Source organism: Cohnella zeiphila, from assembly GCF_014212055.1.
Lineage (GTDB): Bacteria > Bacillota > Bacilli > Paenibacillales > Paenibacillaceae > Cohnella > Cohnella zeiphila.
The window spans coordinates 1-1,642 of sequence record NZ_JACJVO010000089.1 but is presented as its reverse complement, the minus strand read 5'-3'; the positions used below and the strand labels follow the sequence as shown (position 1 = coordinate 1,642).

The 1,642-nt window shown below is 60.7% G+C and carries 2 protein-coding genes; both read left to right on the top strand.

Annotation, left to right across the window (positions count from 1 at the left end; genetic code table 11):
• Positions 1–702, top strand: a 702-nt coding sequence (locus tag H7C18_RS34775; RefSeq protein ID WP_420481910.1) for a YkoP family protein, incomplete at its 5' end; no start/stop codon positions are given.
• Positions 703–909: 207 nt separating this feature from the next.
• The coding region (locus tag H7C18_RS34770; protein ID WP_185133717.1) for an ABC transporter substrate-binding protein at positions 910–1,642 on the top strand (733 nt) is incomplete at its 3' end.

The window sequence follows — 1,642 nt, the reverse complement described above, 5'->3', positions numbered from 1 at the left end:
CGCCGGACCGGACCGTTCAAACGGGCCGTCGTCGCCGTCTGGATGCTCTGGGAGAAGCTGTTCCATCTTATGTTCCGCGTTCGGCCGATCGGCAGCGGGGAATTTATGCACTATCGCGTCATCCGTTACTCCGGGCCCGAGCTGCGGCTTCAGGGCGGCCGGCGTCTGCGCCGGGGCGACCGCCTCATGGAAATGCACTTCGACAACGAGAAGATGTACGAGATCGGCATGGAATCCAAGTCGCCCGTTCATATTGCGATCCGGATTATTCGGGAGGCGGAGAAGGTGCTTCCCGACGTGGCCCGCGAATTCGCGACGCTGCCCGACCACGACGGAATTTGGGGCATCTACGGAATTTCGATGATCAACCGGGGCGGGGAAAGTCTCGGCTTCGAGACGAGTTCGCTGCCGAAGGGACTGTTCTCCGTCTCGACGAACTGGTATTTGCGGCTGCTGCTTCGCATCATTCATCCGGAAGGCAACCGGAAGATCCGCAACCACGGAGAGAAGCTCGAGCCGCGGGTGATCGTCATGCCGAAGGAGACGCTGCTGCTGTGGGGGGACGCGAAATCGTCGGCCGAAGCCCGCCGGCTCATCAAGCAGCGGGAGAGTGTCGCCGCTGCTGCGGATCGTCAGGAGATCTCGGTTTACGAAGAAGACGACGCCGCCAGTGAAGAAGCCGCTCCGGGAGCGGTGACGTAAAGCTAAAGCTAGCGGTGGAAGCCCGTCTCGCCGGAAACGGCGATGGCGGGCTTTTCCTTCTTTCGGGTCTTTCGCGGCCGCGACCCGTATCGATCGTGCGCCTTCTTTCTTGAAAAAAAGCACATTTGCTTATTCACAAAATGGCTGCGCCCGGATATACTCCTTATATCGATAATGATTATCAATATCATATATGGGGGTTGCAGCATGATTCGGGCAGCAAGCGGAAAACGGATTTTCATCGGACTGGCGCTCTCGCTAGCCTTGGGGTTAGCCGGGTGCGGCGCAAATGGCGGACAAGAGCAGTCGTCGGCCTCGGCCTCGCCGGCAAGCGATGCGGGCGGTTCGTCGCCGGCTGCGGCAGCGGCAGACTCGGGTTCGACGGGGACGCGGACGGTTACGGATGCGGCGGGACACGAGGTGGAAGCGCCGGCGAATCCGCAGCGCATCCTCGCGCCGTTTCTGGAAGACGCATTGACGGCGCTTGGCGTGAAACCGGTCGCGCAGTGGTCGGCCGGCGGGGTGCCGCAGCAATATTTGCAGGACAAGCTGAGCGGCGTTCCGCTGCTCAATATGATGAACGGGCTCGTCCCCGAAGAGGCGTTCAGCCACCAGCCGGATCTGATCGTCCTGCCTTCGTCGGATTATTTGAAGGCGGCGACCTACGAAGACTTCAGCAAAGCGGCGCCGACTTACATCCTGTCTCAGGATACGAACGATTGGCGCGGCAACCTGACGAAGCTGGGCGATTTGCTCGGCAAGAGCGACGAAGCGAAGGAAGCGCTCGACGCTTACGACAAGAAGCTGGAGGACGCGAAGACGAGCCTGCAAAAGGCGGTTGGCGAGAAGACGGCGGTGCTGCTGCAGCCGAACGGCGACAAAGACTTCAAGCTGTTCGGAGCGCATTTTTACAGCGGCGCGCTGTTGTATGACGGTCTCG